We start from the raw sequence: 22,766 nt of genomic DNA, 5'->3' as shown, positions 1-22,766 counted from the left end.
AAACTACGAGAGCCAACAGCCCAAGTACGGGCGCACCTATTGGCTCAGAACTCTTTCCATGAACCTATCATTTTGTGGTCTCAATGTGTCCAAATCCGGAAAAAATGATCAATCTTAAAAAAAATACGTCGATTGTACGGTCATCAGAGCCAATTGGACTGGTTGGAGGCGGCCAAATAGGCCCTGACGACCTGAATCAGCTGCTGATTCGAGTAAAAACAGTTGTGGCCGCTGATGGTGGCGCGGCGTCATTGATGGAATCGGGCCGCGTCCCGGATGCCGTGATCGGTGATTTCGATTCGCTGAGAGCCGAGCATCGCGACCAGATCCCTGCGGACCGGTTGTTTCCAATTCCGGAACAAAATAGCACCGATTTTGACAAGGCTTTGCGCAATGTTGACGCACCTTTGGTGCTGGGGGCGGGATTTCTTGGGGGGCGTCTGGATCATCAGCTGGCAGTGCTGAACGTGCTTGCAAGGTGGCCTGATCGACCTTGTATCCTGCTGGGTGCGCATGAGGTTGTGTTCCTTGCGCCGCCTCGGATTGCGCTCAAGGTCACGCCGGGAGATGTGGTGTCATTGTTTCCGTTTCAACGTGTAAAGGGGCGCAGCCTTGGGTTGGAGTGGCCAATCGACGGTCTGGTAATGGAGCCAAACGGGGGCGTTGGTACATCCAACCGGGCATTGGCGGATGTTGAGTTGTTTATAGACGGACCGGGTCTGTTGGTGATGGTGCCGCGATACGCCCTGGATCAGGTCATGCAGGCGTTTCTGTCGGAGCAGACCGGGCGCTGGCCCGCTCGCGAAGAATGACATAGAGGCCGGCTGCAATTGTGATCGCGATACCGAGCGCCGCGATGCCATCGGGTAGATCGTGAAAGATCAGCCACCCAAACAGGGTGGCAACGGGTATCTCAAGGTACTGCATTGGGGCCAATGTGGCTGATGGTGCATAGCGCAGCGACCATGTCATAAACAGATGCGCGACTGTTCCCAACAGACCAATTGCGATCAAAAGATAATGACCTTCGCCCATCGGGGGGATCAGGGACAGTTCCCAAACGCCACCCACGGTTCCAAGCACTAAGACCGGCAGCAACAGGACAGTCGCCATTATGCCAGAGACCGCCTGAAGGGCGACCGGATCGGTTTCCTTTGCGATCTTTCGCGTCACCAGCATGAACAGGGCAAAGACCAAAGCCACAACCAGAGGCAACAGGGCAGCCGCACCAACCTGTGCAAAACTGGGCTGAATAACCATCAACGTCCCCACAAACCCCACGGTACAGGCAATCAGGCGGCGAATTCCGACCACTTCATCCAGCACGTACTTGCCCAGGATCAGCATGATAAAGGGCATCACAAAGGCAATTGCGACTGCATCTGCCAATGGCAGGAACTTGAGTGCGCTGAACATCGCGGCGATTCCGACAATGTGCAAAATTGTCCGGATGAAGGTCAGGCGCAGAATGCGGCCTCGCATCCGAAAGCTCCGGTCGCTTAGGGCAACCAAAGGGATCAAGACAATCGCCTGCACTGCAAATCGGACCCAGACCAGCATGCCAATGGGCGTCGTCTCGCCCAGCAGTTTGGCCATGGCATCGCCCAGCGGTGCGAGTAGGCAAAACCCGAGCATCAAGACGATGCCGAATACTGGTCGATCCTGTGTCATGGGCGCGACGCTACGGGGTTTGACCCAGAGTGGAAAGCGTTTACGGCAGCGACTGCGCCTTGGTGTAATCCGGCCCGATACAGTGGGGTAGGCCATCGTCTATCTTGAGCCAGCGCAGCTTTTCCTCATGTGCGACATGCAGGGTCGGCTGCAGCAGTTCCGGATCGTCGAGCGTGGCCACATAGAGGTGCAGGACGCCTGACATGGCTTGTGAGCGGAAAGAGATCGGCGTGCCGCATTCAGGGCAAAAACTGCGTTCGACCCCAGGGGGTGAATTGAAGGTCTTTGGCGCATCACCAAGCCAGCGCCATTGCCCGTCGCGAACCCCGAAATAGGTCGTCATCGGGGCCGCGCATTGACGCCTGCAACTGTCGCAATGGCAAGTCACGCAAGACAGGGCCGGAGGGGTGACCTCATAACGGATCTTTCCGCACAGACAATGTCCTTGCATGGGGTCCCTCACATATCTCTCAGCAGTTTGGCACGTTGACCGCCAGACCACCTAGTGACGTTTCTTTGTATCTCTCATGCATGTCATGCCCTGTCTGGCGCATGGTTTCGATCACCGCATCCAGCGGAACAAAATGCTGTCCGTCACCGCGCAGGGCAAGAGACGCCGCCGATACGGCCTTGATAGCACCCAGGCCGTTCCGCTCGATGCAGGGCACCTGAACCAATCCTGCAACCGGGTCGCAAGTCATGCCCAGATGGTGTTCCAGCGCGATCTCGGCGGCGTTTTCCACCTGCTCGGGCGTGCCACCCATGACGGCGCACAGCCCAGCTGCGGCCATAGCGGCGGCGCTGCCGACCTCGGCCTGGCACCCGGCCTCGGCACCTGAGATTGACGCGTTGAACTTGACCAGCCCGCCAATGGCAGCAGCGGTCAGCAGGAAGTCTTCGATATGCGTCTCGGATGCACCGGGCACGTGATCGAGATAATAGCGCAACACGGCAGGCAGTACGCCAGCCGCACCGTTGGTAGGTGCTGTCACGACTTGACCGCCGGCTGCGTTCTCCTCGTTCACGGCCATGGCGTAAACGCTCATCCAGTCATTGATCGTGTGCGGTGCATTCAGGTTCATGCCTCGCTCGGCCTGCAGCGCATCGTGGATACCTTTGGCACGGCGGCGCACGCTCAGACCGCCGGGCAGAATCCCGTCCGTGGTCAGACCCCGTTCGATACAGTCGTTCATCACCTGCCAAAGCCGAGCTGTCCCTTTGGCAAAGCTATCCGCGCATCCACGCGCGATTTCGTTGGCGCGCTTCATCTCGGCAATGCTTTTGCCACTGGTCCTGGCCATGTCGAGCATCTCGACAGCGGATTTGAAGGGGAAGGGCACAGGGTCGCCTTCGTCTGTCGCTTTACCCTCGGCCAGTTCTTCCTCGGTCAGGACAAAGCCGCCACCAATTGAATAATAGACCTGCCGCAGGATCACATCGCCCTGCGCGTCGGTGGCCATCAGGATCATACCGTTGGCGTGACCGGTCAGTTGGTGTTCGAAATCAAAGGTCAGATCGGTCTTGGGGTCGAACTTCAATTCTGGCAGTCCTTCGGGGGAAACCACTTGTGTTTCAGCGATTTCCGCCAACGCGGATTCGGCCTTGTCGTTGTCATAGGTGTCGGGAACAAATCCGGCCAGACCCAGTATCGTGGCGCGGTCGGTTGCGTGACCAACACCGGTAAAGGCAAGGGATCCGTGCAAAGATCCGCGCAGGCCGGAAAACTCGAACGGTGAGGCGCGCATCATGTCCAGAAACCGCGCAGCCGCAACCATTGGCCCCATGGTATGAGACGACGAAGGGCCAATGCCCACTTTGAACATATCGAAGACGGATAGAAACATATCAGGTAGCTGAGCCTTCTTGAGGAGTAGCATAGGTCGGAGATGTAAAGGGCGTAACCCCTAACCCTTCGGCCGCAATGGCGGCGCGGGTTGCAGGGCGTGTTTCAAGCTGCATCAGGATAGCTTGCAGGTACGGGGTGTCTGCCAGCTGATACCAGCTGCGATCGGTCTGCGCCGGATACAACGCCAGCCACCGCATCATGCAAGCGACATAGTAGGTCAGGACCGAAGGCCGTTCCGGGTGCAGCCATCCCGGCGTGTGCCGTGCCTCGGCGTCCAGTGCCTGAAGATGCTGTCGCAGCCGAGGGCGGATACTGGCGCGCAGGGTCTCAGCCGCAGCTGCGTCGATGTATTTCTCGGCATAAAACAAAATACGCATATCCGCGTGCAAAGTGTTTGATGCAAAGAACAGCCATTTCAGGAACGCTGCCCGATCTGCGTTGTCAGGGGCGGGGGCCAGTTGTTCATGCGTATCTGCGAGCCACAGCAGGATGGCGGCTGTCTCAAAGATCGGACCTTGCGGCGTCTCCAGAACGGGGATCAAGCCGTTTGGGTTCAGCGCCCGGTAGGCTGCGCTGTCCTGTGCGTTTCGGCTACGATCCACCAACGCTGTTTTGTAATCCAGGCCCATCTCTTCCAACACCAGCCTGATCACCAGCGAGGCGTTGTCGGGGGCATAATGCAAAAGATAGGGCGCGCTCATAATGGCTATGTATACGGGTGCCGTCATCTTGAAAGCATCGATTGCGACGTTTCCAATAGGAAACGCGTATTTTCGCGACATGATGGCTCAGAAAATTGGTGTATTCGCTCTCGCAGTTGCTGATCGCATTCCGTATAAGTTCGGCAGCAAAACAGGGGAATGCTGCCATGACCGGAGAAATGTCACCCGTCGACAAGGCCAAGTATGTCGCCGCGCGCCGCGCCGCTGATATGGTTCAGGATGGAATGCGCGTTGGGCTGGGCACAGGATCGACGGCCGTATGGATGGTGCGCCGCCTTGGGGAGCGGGTGAAGGACGAAGGGTTGCAGATTAAGGGCGTTCCGACCTCAAGCCGCACCGCGCAGCTTGCCCGTGAGGTGGGGATCGAGGTTGTCTCTCTGGATCAGGCCGGATGGCTGGACATGACGATTGACGGCGCGGATGAGTTCGACGGTGAGCTGAACCTGATCAAGGGCGGCGGGGGCGCGCATCTTCAGGAAAAGATCGTTGCAACAGCCAGCGACCGGATGGTGGTGATCGCCGATGCGGGCAAAGAGGTCGAAACGCTGGGCGCGTTCCCTCTGCCGGTCGAGGTTGTCCCCTTTGGCTGGCAGACCACCCGCACCCTGATCGAAGAGGCGCTGGACACGATGGACGTTCTTGGCACCTCGACCGCTTTGCGCATGAACGGTGAGGCGCCTTTTGTCACCGATGAGGGCAACCACATCCTGGACCTGCATCTGCAGCGCATTGGCAACGCGCGACAATTGGCGCTGGTGCTCAATCAGGTGCCGGGCGTGGTCGAAAACGGCCTGTTCATCGATATCTGTGACAAGGTCGTCATTGGCTACGGCGACGGCCGGGTTGAGGTGCGAGATATCAACGAAGGCACGATTGAGACAGACCAACCGGCCGAGAGTGGAGAGAACCTGTTCTTGGATATTGTGGATTAAGAGATAGACCCAAAAGGTGCGGTTGTGATCATCATGGAATGCCGCGCTTGCATGGCTTGCGTACACTTTCTTAACCACCAAGGGTTGGATGCGCGTCACTTACCCCCAGATAACCAACGAATTTGCCCTGTCTGAAAAAAGGAACTCAGGATGAGCTTTGACTATGATCTGTTTGTCATCGGCGGCGGCTCGGGCGGGGTCCGCGCGGCGCGAGTTGCAGCTGGCGAAAATGGCGCCAAGGTGGCGCTGGCAGAAGAGGACCGCTACGGCGGCACCTGTGTCATCCGGGGCTGTGTGCCAAAGAAACTGATGGTGTTCGCCAGCGAATTCTCGGACATGGTCGGCGATGCGCAGGCTTATGGCTGGGACGTGAAACCTGGCCCGTTCGACTGGCAGGTTTTCCGCGGCAAACTTCATGCGGAACTGGACCGGCTGGAAGGCATTTACCGCAATATTTTGAAAAACAACGGTGTTGAAAGCTTTGACCAGCGCGCCCACCTGGTGGACGCGCATACCGTTGAACTGGCTGATGGAACCCGCAAAACCGCCAAGCACATCCTTGTGGCCACCGGAGGCCGCCCGGTCGTGCCTGAGTTTCCGGGATCTGATCTGGCCATCACCTCGAACGAGATTTTCCATCTGGAGAAGCTACCCCACTCGATCTTGATCGTCGGCGGCGGCTATATCGCCAGTGAGTTTGCCGGGATCATGAATGGCATGGGGGTCAAGACCACTCAGTTCTATCGCGGCGCGCAAATTCTGCGGGGCTTTGACGAAGAAGCGCGCGGGCTGATCAGTGAGGAGATGTGCCAGAACGGCATTGATCTGCATCTGGGCACAAACGTGCTGGAAATGGCCAAGGACGGTGACAAAATTCGCGTCAAGGCCACCAATGGCTCGGAACAGTTGTTCGACGTGGTCATGTATGCCACCGGTCGCGCGCCAAACGCTGACAATCTGGGTCTTGAGGCGATTGGTGTTGAACGCGGTCGCAAGGGCGAGATCATCGTGGATGAATACAGCCAGACCGGCGTGCCCTCGATCTATGCCATCGGGGATGTGACCGACCGGGTGAACCTGACGCCCGTCGCGATCCGCGAAGGCATGGCTTTCGTCGAGACAGTGTTCAAAGGCAACCCGACACCGGTGGATCACGACCTGATCCCCACCGCGATCTTTACCCAGCCCGAATTTGGCACCGTTGGCCTCAGCGAAGAAGAGGCCGCGGCACAAGAGCCGGTCGAAGTTTACGCAACTTCGTTCAAGCCGATGCAAAAGGCATTTGCTGGTGGAACACAGCGGGTACTGATGAAGCTGATCGTCAGCCAGGCCAGCCGCAAGGTGCTGGGCTGTCATATCGTGGCGCCGGGCGCTGGTGAGATGATTCAGCTGGCTGGAATCGCAGTGAAAATGGGCGCGACAAAAGAAGATTTTGATCGCACCGTTGCAGTTCACCCGGTGATGGCCGAAGAACTGGTGACAATGCGGCAACCTGTGCGCACTGCTTGATTTGCAAGCGCGCGCAACCAAGTTACAAGGGGCACCGTGATCACACGGTCCAGAACAAAGGAAAAGATACATATGGCGGGCAACAGCGGTGGCCCCTGGGGGGGCGGAGGCTCTTCGGGAGGTGGAGGAAATCGGGGTAACAATGGGGACGGGCGCAAGCCCCCCGAAGGCGATGGCCCGCAGATCCCCGAGATCGATGAGCTGATGAAAAAAGGCCAGGAACAGCTGCGCGTTCTGATGGGCGGTCGTGGCGGCGGTGGCCGTGGCGGCAATGGTCAAGGGTCTGGCGGTGGCGGTCCAGCCCTTACCAAGGGAACCGTTGCGATTGGTTTGATCGTAGCGGCGGCTTTGTGGGGGTTCGCAAGTTTCTATACCGTGAAACCAGAAGAACAATCGGTTGAGTTGTTTCTGGGCGAGTTTTCAGCTGTAGGAAACCCGGGTCTGAATTTCGCGCCGTGGCCGTTTGTGACCGCCGAGGTTATCGCCGTGACCAGCGAGCGGAACGAAGATATGGGCGGCGCACGCGGTAGCGACGATGGCCTGATGCTGACCGGCGATGAGAACGTGGTCGATATCGACTATCAGGTTGTCTGGAACATCAACGACCCAGCCAAATACCTGTTCAACCTACGAGATCCCAAACAGACGATTCAGGCGGTTTCGGAATCGGCAATGCGTGAGATCATTGCCCAGTCAGAGCTTGCTCCGATCCTGAACCGGGATCGTGGTGTTATCGCGGACCGGCTGCAGGAACTGATCCAATCCACGATGGACAGCTACAGCTCTGGTGTGAACATTGTGCGTGTCAACTTTGACAAAGCGGACCCGCCGCAGGACGTGATCGCCGCATTCCGCGACGTTCAGGCCGCTGCACAAGAACGTGACCGCCTACAGAACGTGGCCGACGCTTATGCGAACAAGGCACTGGCTGAAGCACGTGGTGAAGCCGCCCAGGTTCTGGAAGAGGCCGAAGCGTACCGCGCGCAGCAGATCAACAGCGCCCAGGGTGAGGCCAGCCGCTTTAGTGCGGTTCTGGAGGAATACACCAAAGCGCCTGATGTGACCCGTAAACGTCTGTATCTTGAGCGGATGGAGCAGATTCTGGGTGACGTCGACAAGATAATTCTGGACCAGAACTCAGGCGGGCAGGGGCAGGGCGTTGTGCCTTACCTGCCGCTGAACGAGCTGCGCCGCAACCCGGCAGCGGAGGGTAACTGATGCGTAAATCTCCAATTATTCTGATTATCGTCGTAATCCTTGCTGTGGCAGGTTTGTCGTCGATCTTTATTGTGGACGAACGCGAACGCGCGTTGGTTCTGCAATTTGGCCGGGTCGTCGCGGTCAAGGAAGAGCCCGGATTGGCCTTCAAACTTCCTGTCGTTCAGGAAGTGGTCCGCTATGATGACCGCATCCTGTCGATTGATGTTCAGCCGCTGGAAGTTACCCCGCTGGATGACCGCCGTCTGGTGGTTGATGCCTTCGCGCGCTACCGGATTTCCGATCTGAACCGGTTCCGTCAGGCCGTTGGCGTTGGCGGCATCCCAGTTGCCGAAGATCGACTTGACCGCATCCTGCGCGCCGAGACACGCGAAGTGCTGGGTTCGGTGTCATCGCGCGACATTCTAAGTTCTGACCGGGCAGCGCTGATGCTGCGCATTCGCAACAGTGCGATTGCCGAAGCGCAGGCGCTGGGCGTAACCGTCATCGATGTGCGACTGAAGGCGACCGATCTGCCTCAGGCGAACCTTGAGGCAACGTTCGACCGGATGAAAGCCGAGCGGGAACGTGAGGCGACAGACGAACGCGCCCGGGGCAACGAAGCGGCCCAGCGTGTGCGTGCACAGGCAGACCGGACCGTGGTTGAACTGGTATCAGATGCCCGCCGCGAGGCTGAGATCACGCGCGGTGAAGCGGATGCTGAACGAAACGCGATCTTCGCCGAAGCTTATGGCGCAGACCCCGAGTTCTTTGAATTCTATCGGTCGCTGACGGCTTATGAGAATGCGCTGCGTGGCGGCAACAGCTCATTGGTTCTAAGCCCGGATTCCGAGTTCTTCAATTTCCTTGGATCATCGACAGGACGGGCTGTACCGGTGGCCCCTGCATCCCAGTAATGGGCCTTATCCTTCTGGCCTTCGGGCTGGTGCTGATTGTTGAGGGGCTGGCCTATGCGCTGGCCCCTTCGCTTATTGAACGCATGCTCGAGGCGTTGCGGTCTTTGCCCGAGCAGGCGCGACGGCTGGCCGGGCTGCTGTGTGTGGTCAGCGGTCTGGTGCTGCTTTGGGGAGCATATCAGGTCGGGTTTTAACGCTGTGTTTTCAATTGCTGGTGAATTCCCCGCGATCACGAGTTGCGGGCTAGATCAAACCGGCTACATTGGTTGCTAAGAAGGGCCGCCTGCGGGCGGTTTGGTAAGAATTGTTGACAAGGAGTTCCCAAGTGCAGGCACACGCACGCAGTATTTCCGTCCAGCGGGACGATGGTGTTGGTTTCATGCGGCTGATGTGGTTGGCCTTTGCCGGGATGCTTTTGGTTCTGGCGCAAGCTGTGGCTGCTCAGGCGCGGAGTGAAAGTCTGGCGCCGCTGGCTGAAAAGATCAGCCCGGCGGTGGTTAATATTACAACCTCGACACTGATCGAAGGCCAGACCGGCCCGCAGGGGATTGTGCCCGAGGGCTCTCCGTTTGAGGATTTCTTTCGCGAGTTTCAAGATCGTGAAGGCGATGATGAAAACCGCCCACGCCGCAGTAACGCGCTTGGATCGGGCTTTGTGATTTCAGAGGATGGCTACATCGTCACCAACAATCACGTGATTGCAGAAGCCGATGAAATCTTGGTCGAGTTCTTCCCCGGCGACGGTCAGCCCAAAAAAGAGCTGCCAGCCAAGGTGATCGGCACAGATGAGAAAACCGATATCGCCTTGCTCAAGGTCGAGGCGTCGGGTCCGCTGAAATACGTTAAGTTCGGTGACAGCGATATCGCGCGCGTTGGCGACTGGGTCATCGCAATGGGCAACCCGCTGGGGCAGGGGTTTTCGGTTTCGGCGGGGATCGTCTCGGCCCGGAATTGGGAGCTGAGCGGATCATATGATGACTACATCCAAACCGATGCAGCGATCAATCGGGGCAACTCGGGCGGGCCGCTGTTCAACATGGATGGCGAAGTGGTTGGCGTGAACACGGCGATCCTTTCCCCCAATGGCGGATCGATCGGGATTGGGTTCTCGATGGCCTCTAACGTAGTAGTCAAAGTGGTCGATCAGCTGCGCGAGTTTGGTGAAACCCGTCGCGGCTGGCTGGGCGTGCGCATTCAAGATGTCACAGAAGATATGGCCGAGGCCATGGGTCTTGAAAAGCCGGGAGGCGCGCTGATCAGCGATGTGCCGGAAGGACCAGCCAAAGAGGCAGGTCTTTTGGCTGGCGATGTGATCCTGAGCTTTGACGGTGTTGAGGTTGAAGATACGCGAGGTTTGGTACGTCTGGTTGGCGAGACTACAGTCGGCAAATCGGTCCGGGTGGTCGTGCATCGGGATGAGGGCACGCAGACAGTATTGGTAACGCTGGGCCGTCGCGAAGACGCTGAGCGGAGCGAAGAAGGCGAAGAGGACGCGCCTGATGCGCCAATCGAGGAAAACGCGGATATCCTGGGGCTGACAATCTCACCCCTGACGGACACTTTGCGCACGGATCTGGGCCTGGATGCCGAGGCCGATGGACTGGTTGTAACCGAGGTGGACGAAGCCTCAGAGGCTTTTGCCAAGGGTCTGCGCGCGGGTGATCTGATCACCGAGGCGGGGCAGCAAAAGGTGACATCAATCGACGATCTTGAGGCACGCATGGAAGAAGCGCGCGATGCAGGCCGCAAGTCGCTGCTTCTTCTGGTTCGGCGCAGTGGAGAGCCGCGCTTTGTGGCGTTGAGCCTTACAGAGTAAGCCAGCCAAATCAATGAATGATCAGGCCGGGGCAATCGCCCCGGCCTTTTTGATTTAACCCTGCACCAAAGAATTGAGCCACACGCCGGGGAGGCGCATGGCTCTGATACAGGGAGAGGTCAGTGGACAGATATCGGGGATGATTCTCTGACCTCCTACGGTAACAGTTATGAAGGTATCCTTAACTTGACCCTACGTATGTGAAGCAAGTCACAAGGGTCTAGATCAGGTCGGAATCGGCCAGTTCCCGAAGCGCGTCGAAATCCTGAATCATCAATCCGCCGCGCGATGCTTCGACAACATTGTCTCGCTTCCAGGTCGAGATCGTTTTAGAAACGGCTTCACGCGTGGCACCGACGAACTCGGCAAGTTCGCTTTGGGACAAGGTGATCCGCTTGGTTGGGTCGTCCTGAAGCTCTGACAGATGCAACAGCTTACGCGCCAGCCGGATCGGCATTGGCAAAAAGACCTGCTCGTTTAACTGCGAACCCATCCACCGCATCCGCAGACCTGCCAACCGGATCATATCAACGGCCAGATCGGGATGCTGACGGATTTGATTCATCACATCACCCTGACGCACGCGTAACACGCGGGACGGGTCAGCAGCAGCGATGGTCGCGGTGCGTGGTCCGCTGTCAAACAGGGCAATCTCGCCAAACACTTCGCCAGGCCTCATCAGGGTCAGGGATAGCTTGCGGCCGCTCATTGCCAAAAAGGACACTTCGAGCGTGCCTTCGAGAATGGCATAAAGCGCGTCGCCTTCATCCCCCTGTTCGAACAGGGTCTCGCCCCTTTTCAGGGTTATCTCTTTGGCCTGAGCGGAAAGCATCGCCTTTAGTCGGTCGGAAGCCTCGGAAAGAAAGCCGCTGTCTGGGAAAGCCGTCATCAGTGGTGGGTGCTCCGGCTGCAAATGTTGAGTGGTGACTCAACTTTCCACAGCTTTGGCGCTAAGCCAAGGATTTTATCGGGTTTTCCTCTATTGAGGGTCGTCCAAATGTCCTCAGTCCTTCAAACCCAAGGGATGAGCATCTTTGCCTGCTGTTCATCTACTGGTGGTCAGGATCATCCATGTAGTTTTGCAACAAGTTGAATTGCAGCATCAAAAAAGCCATCAGTGCGATCGGGAAAGCGAAAGTTTCGATTTTCACCCACAGATCTGTCGACATCGTCCGCCAGACAATTTCGTTGGCGACGGCTAGAACGACGAAACAGCCACAAAGACGCCGGGTCAGGATCATCCACCCTTCGTGCCGCATGGGCAGCATCTCGTCCAGGACATAGGCCAGATAGGATTTCCCCTGCAGCAGACCGATGCCAAGAATGACCGAGAAGAAACCATAGACTAGTGTGGTCTTCATTTTGAAGAACCGCTCATCATTGAACCAGGCGGTCAGGCCGCCAAAGAAAATGACCATGAAAGCGGTGAAGATCTGCATGCGGCTGAGCTTGCCAGTCAGAAACCACAGCACACCCATCGCGGCCAGCATCAGCGGCACAAAGATGATGGTGGCAATGATAAAGCCAGAGTATTCGATGCCGCCAATCAGAAAACTGTCGTCGCGCAGACGCAGGTAGATGAAAAAGAAGGCCAGCGGAGGGCCAAGTTCCAACACCTGCTTCAGAAATGGATTGATGTCTTTTTTGCCTGTCATAACGGTTTCCTGCTGCTTACCCGCCCATTTCAACTATTACGGCGCCCAATGCAATCAATGCCATCAACGCAATCCGCCGCGGACCGACAGTTTCTTTCAGAACCAACCACCCGATCAGGGCGGCAAAGACGGTCGAGGTCTCACGCAAGACAGCAGCTTCGCCGACCTTGTCCAGCCGGGTTGCCAGCATGATTGACCCAAAGGACAGAGGCGCGATGATACCGCCAGCCAATCCACGCAGCATTAGCGGCCCGACCGTTGGGCGGTTGACCATGGCGCGCCATCTAAGGAAGGCGTAGATCGGCATCGTTGCCCCGTCGATCATGAAAAACCAGGCCAGGAATGTAAATGGATCGGCGGTCGCGCGGATGCCGTAGGCGTCATAGGTGGTGTAAAGCGCCACAAAAAGGCCTGTTGCCACCGCCAACGCCAGCGCGATGCCCAGCGTCTCGCGATTGGTTTCGAGAAAGCGCAAGTTATAGATGGCCAGACCGAAGATACCGGCCAGCAGGACAGCCACGCCAAACCACTGGGCACCAGTGAACGTTTCAGAAAACAATAGGTACGCGCCAATGACAGTAAACAGCGGACCGGTACCGCGAACGACGGGGTAGACGACGGTATAGGACCCCTTGGTGTAAGCCATCGCTTGCAGCACTTTGTAGGCGACATGGATTAACCAGACGGTGGCGAAGATGGGCCACATATAGGGCTCCGGCCAGGGCACCACGAAAAACGCGAACGGTGCAGCCATCAGGCAATAACTGGCGTCGATGGCACCACGCGACAGCCAAGGATCGTGGCGGCCTTTTTGCAGCGCTCCGAAGACAGCGTGCAGGAAAGCGGCCATCAAGGCGAGACCAAGGGCGAGCTGGTGGCCTGCTTCGGTACCTTCGAGGGAGATCAGCCAGTCGCTCAATACTTGGGTCTTTCGCTGATGGAGAAAGTGGGGGGCTGTCTGCCCCCCGGCACCCCCCCGAGGATATTTATAACCAGATGAAGCGGCGGATCAGGTTTCCAGCCCGGTCAGAGCGGCGGCGAATTCCTCGGGGTCGAACGGGGCGAGGTCGTCGATCTGTTCTCCGACACCGATGGCGTGGATGGGAAGGCCGAACTTGTCCGCAAGTGCGACCAGTACGCCGCCCTTGGCTGTGCCGTCCAGCTTGGTCATAACCAGGCCAGAGACGTCGGCCAGCTTCTGAAACGTTTCCACTTGGTTCAGCGCGTTCTGGCCGGTGGTGGCATCCAGGACCAGCAGGGTGTTGTGGGGGGCGGTTTCATCTTTTTTGCGGATGACGCGGACGATTTTGGCCAGTTCCTCCATCAGGTCGGTGCGGTTTTGCAGACGGCCCGCAGTGTCGATCATCAGCAGGTCGGCGCTGTCTTCCTGTGCTCGTGTCAGGGCGTCATAGGCCAGTGAAGCCGGATCTGATCCTTCGGGAGCAGTCAGGACGGGTACACCTGCGCGGTCCCCCCAGACCTGCAATTGTTCGACGGCTGCGGCGCGGAATGTATCGCCAGCCGCGATCACGACCTTCTTCCCTGCGGCTTTGAACTGGCTGGCCAGTTTGCCGATGGTGGTGGTTTTGCCTGATCCATTGACCCCCACGACCAGAACGACCTGGGGACGTTTGGGATAGATGGGCATGGGTTTGGCGACAGGGTCCATAACGCGGGCCACTTCCTGAGCCAGCAACTGCTTGATCTCTTGGATGGACAGTTTGCGGCCAAATCGCCCCTCGGCCATGTTTGAGGTAACGCGCAGGGCGGTGTCGACGCCCATGTCGGATGCAATCAGCAGCTCTTCGAGCTGTTCCAGCATGTCATCATCCAGCGTGCGGCGCACAACTGGCGCGGCCTCTGTGCGGCCAAACAGGCGACCCAGAACACCTTTGGCGGGCGCAGCCTCGGGCGGTGGCGGGGCTGGGGTAGGATCGACAGGCATGGGCTCGGGCGTTTCAACCGGCTGGGGAACAGGTTCTGGTTGGGGCAGTTCTGGCACCGGTTCCGGCTGTGGGTCCGGTTCGGGGATGATCGGATCTGGCGTCGGTGTTTCCTCGCCCCCGTCTTCGACGATGGCCTCAAGCCCCTGTTCGAGGCGGGACGAGGATTTGAACAGCTTGTCCTTGAGCTTTGAGAATAACGCCATTTTTGGTCTCCGCAGGTGTTCCCTTCACCTAATGCGGATTTGCGGCAGTTGCAAAGGGTCAGGAGAGCGCAATAAGCAACCCGGCCTGGGCAGCCCAGTAGAGGCCCCAAACCATGAAGGGGGTGATCCGGTGCGCCGGATGATCGGGGGGCAATAAGAATTTTTCGGTCGCCAGGATCAGATCAGACGCGATGAAGGCCAGTGCGGCAGGCAAGGCCCAGCGCAATGTCCCGGTTTCGGGCAGCGCCAGAACAGTAACGCCCATGCCCAAAATGATCGGAATATAACCCAGAACCGGCCCTTTGAGGTCTCCGGCACGGGGGGGCAGCAAAGTCGTCGCAACGATGCCGAGGAGGAGGAGGGACCAGAAATAGCCGGGCTTGTTCAGGACCAATGAGAGGTCACTGTTGGGATGGGTCAGGAACAGGGCGATATAGGCCAGATGCCCAGCGGCAAATGCGCCAATCCCGGCTATGAAAGTGCTGTCACTGTCGCGCGATAGCAGCGCATCGCCGACAGCGCATAGGGCAAGAGCCAGAACCAACAGCATCGGGCCGTTCGTCAGTAAAGCAATCGCCGCAAGTACCGCTACGGATGTGGTCTTGAGCACAGAGCGCATGGCACTGGCCGGGCGGGGTGCCATGGGGAAATAGGCCAGCGCGCATGCGGCTGCGATCCAAAAGAGTGCGGTTGTCAAAATGGTGTCCCTTGCACGATGCGTTTTGCGCAGCATCGTACCGGGGGCGAGGGAAACTCAACCGGTGACGTTAAGGCAGGATGATCTGTGAAATTGGTGATTGGCCCTGCGCAATTGCATCTGACAAAATGGAACCATGATTAGATACCTAGCGATTCTCTTGACCGTGCCTGCGCATATGGCCGTGGCCCAATCCGCGCTCTCTGGGGCGGAGTTTGATAACTACACTCAGGGCAAAACCCTGTTTTACGGGTTTGAGGGGCAGGTTTACGGGGTCGAGCGCTATATGCCCAACCGGCGGGTCATCTGGTCGTTTCTGGATGGCGAATGCAAGGAAGGGATCTGGTACGAGAGAAATAATCAGATCTGTTTTCTCTACGAAGATCGCCTGGACCCGCAATGTTGGGTCTTCACCCGCTCAGGCAACGGTCTGGCCGCGCAGTTCGAAGGCGACCCGGCGCAGACCGAGTTGTATGAGGCCGAAGATATCGACGAAGAGATGGTGTGTTACGGGCCTGACGTCGGGGTCTGAGCCTTGCGGGGTCAGAATAGTGACCCCTGATCCGGCGCGTCTTTTTTGGGTGCTGCCTTTGTGCCGGGTCGGGCAGTTGGCGTTTGACCGGTGGTCAAAACTCCGTCCGCGAACTCAATCTGAAGCGTATCGTGTTTCGCGGCCTGTTCCTTTGTCGTGACCACTTGATCCTTTGCGCGGACCACAGCGTATCCGCGTTCCAACGTTGCCTTGTAGCTAAGCGTTTCACGCAGTCGGTCTGTGGCCTCCAGTTGCTGCCGCATCCGATCCAGTCGCGTTGACTGCGCCGTGTTCATGCGGTCGCCCAGTCGGGTAAGGGCCTGGCGCTGTACGTCGATTTCGCGCCGAATGGGCCGTAAGGACAGGCGCGAGGACAGGTTGCGCACCGCTTCACGCCGCGTAGTCACAAGATTGCGCAGGGTCGAAGGGCGTAAATGGGCAGAAAGCTGCACGACCTGCAGGTGACGGTTCTGAACCCCACGCTCTAGCGCTGGTGTCAGACGATCTGCAATCAAATCAAGCCGTTGCCGCGGAGTGTTCAACAAGCTGTCCGGGCGTGGCAAAGCACGAGACAAATCACGCAGGCGCTGGCTGCGGCGCTGTACAGCATCAGAGGCCGCGCGGGACAGGCGCGCGCCTTGTTCTCCTGTCCAGGCCAGCAGTTCCATCCGCACAGGTACGGCCAGTTCGGCGGCGGCGGTTGGTGTTGGCGCGCGGCGGTCCGAGACAAAATCAATCAAAGTTGTGTCTGTTTCGTGCCCCACGGCCGAGATCAGGGGAATAGTGGATGCTGCGGTCGCGCGCGCGACAACCTCTTCGTTGAAGCCCCAAAGATCCTCGATTGACCCACCACCACGGGCAACAATGATCAGATCGGGTCGGGGTAAAGAACCGCCGGGTGTCAACTGATTGAAACCCTTGATCGCATTGGCGACCTCAGGCGCGCAGTTCGAGCCCTGAACCGCCACTGGCCAGATCAGCACCTTGCGGGGAAACCGGTCGCGCAGGCGGTGCAGAATATCGCGGATGACAGCGCCCGAGGGCGAGGTGACGACACCGACAATCTGGGGCAGGTAGGGTAAGGACTGTTTTCGCTCAGCCGCGAACAGACCTTCGGACTCAAGCTGCTTTTTGCGTTTTTCCAGCAACGCCATCAGCGCGCCCTGTCCGGCGACGGCGACCTCATCAACATTCAGGTTGTATTTGGACTGAGCGCCAAAGGCCGTTAGGCGACCCGTCACCACGACCTCCAACCCTTCTTCGGGGACAACGGACAGGCCTGAGACCTGACCTTTCCACGTGGTGCAGGCCAGCACGTTCCGATCGTCCTTGATGTCGTAATACAGGTGACCTGACCGCGCCTTGAACACACGCCCGACCTCACCTCGCACCCGGATTCGCCCGAACGTGCCCTCCAACGTGCGCTTTACCTCGCCCGAGATGTACGAAACGGAGTATTCAGGGGTATTTTGGCCAGGAATGGGATCGTCAAGCAGGTCGGACATTTCAGCGCCTTGTGTCAAATGCCTGCCCAGCTTAGAACGCGCGCAAGGCGAGGCCAAGCAGATCGGAGAGCATTCATGAATATCCTCATTCTCGGCAGTGGTGGGCGCGAACACAGCCTGGCCTGGGCGGTGATGCAGAACCCCAAATGCGACCGTCTGATTGTGGCGCCGGGCAATGCCGGGATTGCGCAAATCGCCGATTGCGCCGCGCTGGATATCGAGAATGGCGGCGCTGTTGTCAGCTTTGCCGAAGAGAACGCAATTGACTTTGTGATTGTTGGCCCCGAGGCACCATTGGCGGCAGGTGTAGCGGATCGTTTGCGCGAAGCAGGCGTGCTGGTGTTTGGACCATCGGCGGCTGCGGCGCAGTTGGAAGCTTCAAAGAGCTTTACCAAGGAAATCTGTGATGATTCGGGCGCGCCCACTGCGGAGTATGCGCGGTTCACCGAAGCCGCGCCAGCCAAGGCCTACATCCGCGAACAGGGCGCGCCGATTGTCGTCAAGGCCGACGGGTTGGCGGCAGGCAAAGGTGTGATCGTGGCGATGGAGGAGCAAGACGCTCTGGACGCCATTGACGATATGTTCGGCGGTGCCTTTGGCGGGGCTGGGGCCGAGGTTGTGATCGAAGAATTTATGGAGGGCGAAGAGGCATCCCTGTTTGTGCTATGTGATGGTGAAAACATCCTGTCTATTGGCTCAGCCCAAGACCACAAACGCGTGGGTGAAGGCGATACCGGCCCGAACACAGGCGGCATGGGCGCTTATTCACCAGCACCGGTGTTGAGCGCTGAGATCGAAGCGCGCGCGATGGATGAGATCATCCTCCCTACCGTGGCCGAGATGAAGCGACGTGGCGCGCCGTTTCAGGGCGTTCTTTATGCAGGGCTGATGATCAAAGAAGGCCAACCCCGTCTGGTGGAGTACAACGTGCGTTTTGGCGACCCGGAGTGTCAGGTGCTGATGATGCGCCTTGGTGCGCAGGTCATGGACTTGTTGCACGCCGCGGCCGAGGGGCGTTTGGACAAGGCGCGCGTGAACTGGGCGGATGATCATGCGCTGACCATTGTGATGGCGGCGGAAGGCTACCCCGGTTCTTATGAAAAAGGCAGCGTGATCAAAGGGCTGGATAACTTGCCTGAGGACAGCAAGAATATGGTCTTCCATGCGGGTACAAAGCAATCCGATGGTCAGGTTGTGTCCGCAGGCGGGCGAGTTCTGAACGTCACGGCGCGGGGTGACAGCCTGCAGGACGCGCGGGACCAGGCCTATGCGATGGTGGGTGGAATTGACTGGCCGGGCGGGTTTTTCCGTAGCGATATTGGTTGGCGCGCGCTCTGAGCCAGGGGCTCCCGCGCTCTGACGCCGCATCAAAGATGCAACGCCACAGGTCTTGGGCCGGGCAGCCTGCTGGCGCGGGCTGCTTCAAAGCGTCTGACAGGCCATCGCCCGATCCAGATTCGACTGCGAAAACGGGCCCAGCCGGTGCCGTTGCCATTCCTGATCGTAAGACACGCTGACAATCTCGCTCCAATCAGCGTTGGCGACGATAAGTTCCGGTCCGTTGCCGCAATCCCGTAAACCTCCGCTGATGAAATCCTCACCGATTTTGTGGTTGGTCAGGCCGGGCAGGTCGGCGATTTCAGTGAATTTACCGCGGGTAAACCGCCAGATTCTCAGGGTTTTTGCCAGATGCGGGCGGTCGACATAGGCGATTTCAACATACCCGTCACCGTCCAGGTCTGCGGCGCCAACAGGGGCAAGCCAGCGGAACCGGGTGCCGATATGCGGGGTTGCCGCAATCTTGGTGCCGCTTGCGTCGTAAATCGCTAGCTGGGCACCGGCGGCTATGTGGGTTTCGACCACTATGGCCTCGAGTTTTCCGTCCAGATCAACATCCACCAATCTGGGGGCGAGATCCTCGAAGACCCGGTCGGAGGGCAGTTGCAGCACCAGGACCCGATTGCGGAGGGTCAGCTCTAACGCACCGTACTCGACCTTATCCCCCAAGACGCCATGGGCGTAGCGTGTGGTGGCATGGGTGAAACGGGCAGATACGATTGCGTCCGCAGCGACCGCAGAAAAGGTGCCTGTGAGCCAGAAGCACAAGGCCAGCCACGCGCCGCGAGCCCGAGGGCGCCAGTGGCACGCGGGTGGGCGCGGCGCTTTTGAGTGCATCAGATTTGTTTTTCAGGCATCTGCACGACCAGACCGTCCAGCGCATCCGTGACCTTGATCTGGCAGGTCAAGCGCGAGCGGGCGGGGTCGGGTTCATAGGCAAAGTCCAGCATGTCCTCTTCCATGTCATCCTTGGCTGGAACCTTCTCGACCCAATCGGGATGGAGATAGACATGGCAGGTCGAGCACGCGCAGGCGCCGCCGCAATCGGCCTCGATGCCGGGGATGTTGTTGTCACGGGCGCCTTCCATGACGGTCAGTCCGTTGGCAACCTCGACTGTATGCTCGGTACCGCCATGCTCGACATAGGTGATCTTTGCCATTGCGTGCGTCTTCCTTTTGCGATGTTCAAAACCTTCCTTAGTCAAGGCAATTGGGTCTTTCCAGTCTCATTTGCAACTCCGTACGCCGTGGCTGGACTTTCCTGCGGTATGTTCTATTTTTGTTCTCATGCTTGTTGCTTCTGCCCACCCGAAAACGTCGAACCGGAATTGGCCGCGCCCACCAGCCTGTCTGCCCGCCAATCGTCTGGATGACCCGCCCGAGGGCGCGCGGGTGGCTGTGGCCGGTCTGGTAATCCTGCGGCAAAGGCCGGGCACGGCGAAAGGGGTGATCTTTGTCACGCTTGAGGATGAGACCGGGATCGTGAACGTGGTGGTCTGGCGCAAGATCTACGAACGCTTCCGCCGCGCGGTAATCTCGGGGCGGCTGTTGCGGGTCACAGGCCGGATGCAGCGGGCGCATTCGGTGACCCATGTGATCGCGGAGGAAATCGAGGATATCTCAGCCATGCTGGATGTGCTGGTGCAGGGTAATTCGCAGACGTATTAACGGGCCGACGCAATATCCAAAGAACGGGCAGCATGTGTGCCGACAACATTTCGCCCAAATTGGGTGCATATTGAAAGAAAATAATGAGGCGTTTTCTTTGCAAAACAAATATTTATACCGAATTTATCGGTTGCGTAGGCTAATACTTGTCAGTCTAATCAGCTTTTTCGCGCAATGGGCCGTTGGCGTTTACCTTTTCGGACCGTCTGACGTGCTGGCACATTCGTTTGCCAGTGCCAGTGTCGCTTTGGTCGGTACATTATCCATCCTTGCATTGGTGATGATCTATCCGCGCGTCTGGTGGGAGACCCTGTCAACAGCGCTGATATTGGGGCTTATTCTGATGTTCCTGCCACTCATTGAAACGCTGCCGGACTTTGCCCCTGCACAGAACCAGAGCATGGTTGTGGCCTGGATACTTTTCGGAACTGTATTCGGAAGTATATTTCTTTGGCTTGGCTTGAACTGGCTTCCTGACACGGTTCGCGAGATACCGTACGGTCTTGCCCAATGGACATCGCGCATTTGCTACGACATGCCCGCCGACAAGGCGTTTCAGATCCTAAAAACCACCCCCGACAGCGATGATGGGTACTACAAGGTAGGTCCGGCGGGGGTAGACGGGGTGTTTTCAGTATCGATGACGACAAACACCGTGAACCCGCAAACATACGAACCCGAGATCGAAGAACTCCACTATAAATGCAGAATTGAACAGGAGGGCGAATACAGCCAAATCATCTCGGTGTTCTTTATGGTCGAGGACGAAGCGAACGTCGATGTGGAACGTCTGAGTATTCAGGCCAATGGATCTGCAGCAATTTGTGAAACCCGTACGGTAAGAAGTCGGCGTAGTTACTATGAAGACCTTGGGTTTTGGTTACAGGACTACGGCGGCGATCATTTGTACGGCAGATTGGCCAGAACGGATGGCCAAGGTGCTGCAGCGCTTAACACATTGCCCTATGTCAGCCCTTTGGTGGGACTGGCCCGGTTTTTTGAGCGTTTCAACGACAATCCCCCAAATCCAAGCGACGGGTCGACTTAAAGGCCGGAGCAGTGACGAACACAGGCAATGACAAATCTTGCCCAAGCGCATCTGGCAAACCTTCTAGCGGCAGATTGATCCGCTGCGACGACGGGCTGTATCAAAATGGAAATGCCCTTGATGGAACCGGTCAGAGTCGGGGCAAAGCGCAAGGAAGAAGCGCAGAGTGATGAAAAACAGCACAAGGTCTTACAGTTAAAAGAAAAATGGCATATAAAAGCCACATTCATGTTAATGAATTACACCGCGAGAAAATAGGAATTGGGGGTAGATATGGCCGCTTACTCATACATCGGGTACGCCCCTAATGTTATATCGGTATCTTTCTTTAACGGCACCGTCACACTTGCCACAACCTACGACCCAAACTCCGATAGGCGTGTATTCAACGTCCAGGACGACCCTGGGCCACCAAATCTGGTCAATGGCGATCCGGACAATGGTACTGATTTCAACGGTGACCGGTTTAACAACGAGAATGGCGATGACCTTACACAGCAGGGACTTGTAACAGACCTTGACGGAACTCCAATCGGGGGATTGACCGCAAATGGGGACATCTATTTGGAAGAGTCCTACACTCTTACAAACCCAAATGGCGGAACAATCGACGTATACCGGGTTGAGGTGAACGGGACGCTTGCAGGCTACATTACATCGGAACCATTGGATCCTGGTGTGGCATACGCATTTACTGTTTCAAATGTCACTCCTGACAATGCTCCGGACACGACGGATCCGGATGCCATCGTTGACGTACCGTGTTTCGTGTTGGGAACAATGATCCAAACACCTGAGAGTGACGTCACCGTCGAGAACCTGAAATGCGGTGATCTGGTAACAACTGCCGAAGGAAACGCAAAAAAGATACGGTGGATCGGATCTCGAACTATCGACGTATCTCAATCAGGCCAAAGCCATTTAAAGCCGATCAGAATTTCAAAGAACGCATTGGGCTTGGGCTCTCCGACAGCTGATCTTTTGGTTTCACCCAATCACAAAGTGCTGATTTCCGAGGCGGAGTTGGAAGTACTTTTTGACGAATCCGAAGTTCTGATTCCTGCAAAACTCCTGTTGGAGATGCCTGGCGTTGAGGTGGTGAATGATGCCAGTCAAGTAACCTACTACCACTTCATATTCGATCAGCATGAGATCGTATTCTCTAACGGGGCAAAGACCGAAAGCTTATATCCGGGGGACATGGCCCTGCGTGGCGTAACTAAAGCGACGCAGGACGAACTCTTTGAGATTTTTCCTGGTGTTTTTGATGGCCGATTGACCGACTACGGCCCAACCGCAGCCGCAGTGCTGAAAAAGCACGAGGTTTCGGTTTTGGTCGCCAACAACCGAACAAAGAGACCTGAGAGAATTCAGGCGTAGAAACATAGCTTTATGCGCCTCTGGTTTGCTTTTTGCTTGAATAAGACGTTTTGTGGTTTCCTGTCCCGGTGATCACTGTGCAGCTCTGCAAGAAGCGCCGGGCCGGCCCGCATTCCGGGGCGGGCACCTGCGGCCTCGAACAGCGTGTGAAATGCGGCTTGACCTCTAACTCCTGTTGCTGGCC

The 22,766-nt window shown here is 57.6% G+C and carries 25 protein-coding genes; 12 read left to right on the top strand and 13 right to left on the bottom strand.

Annotated features, from left to right (window positions below):
- Positions 1-104: 104 nt before the first annotated feature.
- Positions 105-812: a thiamine diphosphokinase gene (locus SJY13_RS05870; RefSeq protein WP_377188849.1), complete on the top strand. Its 708-nt coding sequence runs from the start codon at positions 105-107 to the stop codon at positions 810-812.
- Here the strand turns inward: SJY13_RS05870 and SJY13_RS05865 are convergent.
- Genes SJY13_RS05865 through SJY13_RS05850 form a run of 4 tightly spaced genes read right to left on the bottom strand, consistent with a single transcriptional unit; the run spans position 757 to position 4,218 of the window.
- A complete protein-coding gene (locus tag SJY13_RS05865; RefSeq protein ID WP_377188846.1) occupies positions 757-1,671 on the bottom strand; it encodes a DMT family transporter in 915 nt (304 codons plus the stop codon). The genes SJY13_RS05870 and SJY13_RS05865 overlap by 56 nt on opposite strands.
- A gap of 40 nt (positions 1,672-1,711) precedes the next feature.
- Complete coding sequence (locus SJY13_RS05860; RefSeq protein ID WP_377188843.1) at positions 1,712-2,122, bottom strand: GFA family protein; 411 nt, start codon at positions 2,120-2,122, stop codon at positions 1,712-1,714.
- 19 nt (positions 2,123-2,141) lie between these two features.
- Positions 2,142-3,515 (bottom strand): L-serine ammonia-lyase, encoded by a 1,374-nt coding sequence (locus SJY13_RS05855; RefSeq protein ID WP_377188840.1) that lies wholly within the window; start codon positions 3,513-3,515, stop codon positions 2,142-2,144.
- 1 nt (position 3,516) lies between these two features.
- The gene (locus SJY13_RS05850; protein ID WP_377193579.1) at positions 3,517-4,218 is read right to left on the bottom strand and encodes a glutathione S-transferase family protein; all 702 of its coding nucleotides are present in this window, start codon (positions 4,216-4,218) and stop codon (positions 3,517-3,519) included.
- 167 nt (positions 4,219-4,385) lie between these two features.
- On the opposite strand from SJY13_RS05850, the gene rpiA reads away from it, so the two are divergent.
- From rpiA to SJY13_RS05820, 6 genes are all read left to right on the top strand, one after another.
- Positions 4,386-5,171 carry a ribose-5-phosphate isomerase RpiA gene (gene rpiA, locus SJY13_RS05845; RefSeq protein ID WP_377188836.1) on the top strand — a complete coding sequence of 262 codons (786 nt, stop codon included), beginning with the start codon at positions 4,386-4,388 and terminating at the stop codon, positions 5,169-5,171.
- Positions 5,172-5,321: 150 nt separating this feature from the next.
- Positions 5,322-6,680: a glutathione-disulfide reductase gene (gene gor, locus SJY13_RS05840; protein WP_377188833.1), complete on the top strand. Its 1,359-nt coding sequence runs from the start codon at positions 5,322-5,324 to the stop codon at positions 6,678-6,680.
- Positions 6,681-6,752: 72 nt separating this feature from the next.
- A complete protein-coding gene (gene hflK, locus SJY13_RS05835; protein WP_085821805.1) occupies positions 6,753-7,898 on the top strand; it encodes an FtsH protease activity modulator HflK in 1,146 nt (381 codons plus the stop codon).
- Complete coding sequence (gene hflC, locus SJY13_RS05830) at positions 7,898-8,794, top strand: protease modulator HflC (RefSeq protein ID WP_377188829.1); 897 nt, start codon at positions 7,898-7,900, stop codon at positions 8,792-8,794. The genes hflK and hflC overlap by 1 nt, the downstream gene beginning before the upstream one ends.
- Positions 8,794-8,988 (top strand): DUF2065 domain-containing protein, encoded by a 195-nt coding sequence (locus SJY13_RS05825; protein WP_170324515.1) that lies wholly within the window; start codon positions 8,794-8,796, stop codon positions 8,986-8,988. Before hflC ends, SJY13_RS05825 begins: the two co-directional genes overlap by 1 nt.
- A gap of 131 nt (positions 8,989-9,119) precedes the next feature.
- A complete protein-coding gene (locus SJY13_RS05820; RefSeq protein ID WP_377188825.1) occupies positions 9,120-10,610 on the top strand; it encodes a Do family serine endopeptidase in 1,491 nt (496 codons plus the stop codon).
- A gap of 220 nt (positions 10,611-10,830) precedes the next feature.
- Here SJY13_RS05820 and SJY13_RS05815 read toward each other — a convergent pair whose 3' ends face one another.
- The 5 genes from SJY13_RS05815 to SJY13_RS05795 all read right to left on the bottom strand — a co-directional run bounded on the left by SJY13_RS05815 (position 10,831) and on the right by SJY13_RS05795 (position 15,111).
- Positions 10,831-11,499 carry a Crp/Fnr family transcriptional regulator gene (locus SJY13_RS05815; RefSeq protein WP_377188822.1) on the bottom strand — a complete coding sequence of 223 codons (669 nt, stop codon included), beginning with the start codon at positions 11,497-11,499 and terminating at the stop codon, positions 10,831-10,833.
- A 160-nt stretch (positions 11,500-11,659) separates the two neighbouring features.
- Positions 11,660-12,265, bottom strand: coding sequence for an inner membrane-spanning protein YciB (locus tag SJY13_RS05810; protein ID WP_377188819.1), 606 nt, complete (start codon positions 12,263-12,265; stop codon positions 11,660-11,662).
- Positions 12,266-12,281: 16 nt separating this feature from the next.
- On the bottom strand, positions 12,282-13,184 hold the full coding sequence (locus SJY13_RS05805) for an EamA family transporter (protein ID WP_085821800.1): 903 nt from the start codon (positions 13,182-13,184) through the stop codon (positions 12,282-12,284).
- Positions 13,185-13,274: 90 nt separating this feature from the next.
- Positions 13,275-14,414 (bottom strand): signal recognition particle-docking protein FtsY, encoded by a 1,140-nt coding sequence (gene ftsY, locus SJY13_RS05800; RefSeq protein WP_377188815.1) that lies wholly within the window; start codon positions 14,412-14,414, stop codon positions 13,275-13,277.
- 58 nt (positions 14,415-14,472) lie between these two features.
- Positions 14,473-15,111 carry a lysoplasmalogenase family protein gene (locus tag SJY13_RS05795; RefSeq protein ID WP_377188812.1) on the bottom strand — a complete coding sequence of 213 codons (639 nt, stop codon included), beginning with the start codon at positions 15,109-15,111 and terminating at the stop codon, positions 14,473-14,475.
- 136 nt (positions 15,112-15,247) lie between these two features.
- On the opposite strand from SJY13_RS05795, the gene SJY13_RS05790 reads away from it, so the two are divergent.
- Positions 15,248-15,643, top strand: coding sequence for a hypothetical protein (locus tag SJY13_RS05790; RefSeq protein WP_377188809.1), 396 nt, complete (start codon positions 15,248-15,250; stop codon positions 15,641-15,643).
- Between the two features lie 11 nt (positions 15,644-15,654).
- Here the strand turns inward: SJY13_RS05790 and xseA are convergent, their stop codons facing one another.
- Positions 15,655-17,148 (bottom strand): exodeoxyribonuclease VII large subunit, encoded by a 1,494-nt coding sequence (gene xseA, locus SJY13_RS05785; RefSeq protein ID WP_377188806.1) that lies wholly within the window; start codon positions 17,146-17,148, stop codon positions 15,655-15,657.
- A 75-nt stretch (positions 17,149-17,223) separates the two neighbouring features.
- On the opposite strand from xseA, the gene purD reads away from it, so the two are divergent.
- Positions 17,224-18,486, top strand: a complete 1,263-nt coding sequence (gene purD, locus SJY13_RS05780; RefSeq protein ID WP_377188803.1) for a phosphoribosylamine--glycine ligase — start codon at positions 17,224-17,226, stop codon at positions 18,484-18,486.
- 84 nt (positions 18,487-18,570) lie between these two features.
- Here purD and SJY13_RS05775 read toward each other — a convergent pair whose 3' ends face one another.
- Entirely contained in the window at positions 18,571-19,323 is a 753-nt protein-coding gene (locus tag SJY13_RS05775) for an FG-GAP repeat domain-containing protein (RefSeq protein ID WP_377188800.1), read from the bottom strand.
- Positions 19,323-19,646 carry a 2Fe-2S iron-sulfur cluster-binding protein gene (locus tag SJY13_RS05770; protein ID WP_085821794.1) on the bottom strand — a complete coding sequence of 108 codons (324 nt, stop codon included), beginning with the start codon at positions 19,644-19,646 and terminating at the stop codon, positions 19,323-19,325. The genes SJY13_RS05775 and SJY13_RS05770 overlap by 1 nt, the downstream gene beginning before the upstream one ends.
- 127 nt (positions 19,647-19,773) lie before the next feature.
- Here SJY13_RS05770 and SJY13_RS05765 point away from each other — a divergent pair, with 127 nt between their 5' ends.
- Together SJY13_RS05765 and SJY13_RS05760 are read left to right on the top strand one after the other, a co-directional pair.
- A complete protein-coding gene (locus SJY13_RS05765; RefSeq protein ID WP_377188797.1) occupies positions 19,774-20,154 on the top strand; it encodes an OB-fold nucleic acid binding domain-containing protein in 381 nt (126 codons plus the stop codon).
- A gap of 211 nt (positions 20,155-20,365) precedes the next feature.
- Positions 20,366-21,202, top strand: coding sequence for a hypothetical protein (locus SJY13_RS05760; RefSeq protein WP_377188794.1), 837 nt, complete (start codon positions 20,366-20,368; stop codon positions 21,200-21,202).
- Between the two features lie 63 nt (positions 21,203-21,265).
- On the opposite strand, the gene SJY13_RS05755 is transcribed toward SJY13_RS05760, so the two are convergent.
- Positions 21,266-21,385, bottom strand: a complete 120-nt coding sequence (locus SJY13_RS05755) for an extensin family protein (protein WP_377188791.1) — start codon at positions 21,383-21,385, stop codon at positions 21,266-21,268.
- Between the two features lie 90 nt (positions 21,386-21,475).
- On the opposite strand from SJY13_RS05755, the gene SJY13_RS05750 reads away from it, so the two are divergent.
- Positions 21,476-22,582, top strand: coding sequence for a Hint domain-containing protein (locus tag SJY13_RS05750; RefSeq protein ID WP_377188789.1), 1,107 nt, complete (start codon positions 21,476-21,478; stop codon positions 22,580-22,582).
- The last annotated feature ends 184 nt before the right edge of the window (positions 22,583-22,766 follow it).

The sequence above is a fragment of the Ruegeria meonggei genome, from assembly GCF_042768335.1.
In the GTDB taxonomy this organism is placed as follows: Bacteria; Pseudomonadota; Alphaproteobacteria; order Rhodobacterales; family Rhodobacteraceae; genus Ruegeria; species Ruegeria meonggei.
Note: the sequence above shows the minus strand (reverse complement) of the source record. Positions and strands in the feature narration are given on the sequence as shown.